The sequence below is a fragment of the Vibrio sp. Vb0304 genome (assembly GCF_033338995.1).
GTDB classification, from domain to species: domain Bacteria; phylum Pseudomonadota; class Gammaproteobacteria; order Enterobacterales; family Vibrionaceae; genus Vibrio; species Vibrio alginolyticus.
Genome location: NZ_JAWOTT010000331.1, coordinates 1 through 1,073, shown reverse-complemented (window position 1 = coordinate 1,073; position 1,073 = coordinate 1). Strand labels below are relative to the sequence as shown.

Annotated in this window: 1 protein-coding gene and 1 pseudogene; one reads left to right on the top strand and one right to left on the bottom strand. The window is 46.9% G+C overall.

Annotated elements, in window-relative coordinates; genetic code table 11:
- A pseudogene (locus tag R7P35_RS26025) lies at window positions 1-260 on the top strand (threonine ammonia-lyase, biosynthetic); the annotation flags it as partial.
- Between the two features lie 102 nt (window positions 261-362).
- Here R7P35_RS26025 and R7P35_RS26020 read toward each other — a convergent pair.
- The coding region (locus tag R7P35_RS26020; RefSeq protein ID WP_318093359.1) for a LysR substrate-binding domain-containing protein at window positions 363-1,073 on the bottom strand (711 nt) is incomplete at its 5' end.

The following is a 1,073-nucleotide window of genomic DNA, read 5'->3' as shown; positions in this document are numbered from 1 at the left end:
AACAACTGAAAGAGCGTCTCTATAGCTTTGAATTTCCTGAGTATCCAGGCGCACTATTGAAGTTCTTAAGCACGCTTGGCACCCATTGGAACATCAGCCTATTCAACTACCGCAACCACGGCGCCGACTACGGACGTGTTCTGTGTGGTTTCGAGTTAGATGAAAGCGATTTAGCCCAATTTTCAGCGCATTTACGAGAACTTGGCTACCAATGTAAGGATGAAACCGATAATCCATCCTACAAGTTTTTCTTGTCTTAATTCGCCTTATCAACACCTCGCTACGGCGAGGTGTTTTGTTTCCAATTCACGGTTTGATTCATCAAGTGGTAAGCTAATACTGAGATCTGACGTTTCTTTTGACTAACACTGCAACCAATCTTGATGCAACTGATTCGGTGATCCCAAATAATCCACCATCCATTGGATCAACTTATGATCGTCATCTTTACGCCATACCAAACAGCATCGGCTCAATGGCTTGTCATCTTGCAGCAGTTTCTCCACCAGCACACCTTCATGAATAAGTGGCATCGCAATATGACGCGGCATATACCCGACTCCAACGCCATTTTTTAAACATTCAATCGCACTATACCAATTGGGCAATAATAAACGACGCTGCTTGGCATAGTGACCTGTGTGTCGTTTTGGCAGTACGTTCGATGTGTCATCCAGACAAATCGCGGGAAACTGGCTAACAAACTCTTCGGTGAGAACCTGCTGACGTACACAAGGATGAGCAGGCGACATGACAAACGCCCAATCCAACACACCCATGTCTTTCACTTCGAAATCCCCGCCGACCGGAACTGCTGAAGTGGCTCCGACTACGATGTCGGCACGACCTTGAGCGATCGCCTCCCAAGAGCCGTTAAAGACTTCCATGTTGATTTGCAGTTCCGCAAATTCAAACTCTCGATAAAAATCTTCCACTAGCGGCTTGAGCTTTTCGAGCTTCACTACGTTATCCAGCGTCAGTTTCAACGTTGTTTTCCAGCCGTGCGCAGCTCGACGAGTTTGTGCTTTCACCTCTTCCATCTGACGCAGTAACGAGCGCGCTTCAGCCATGAA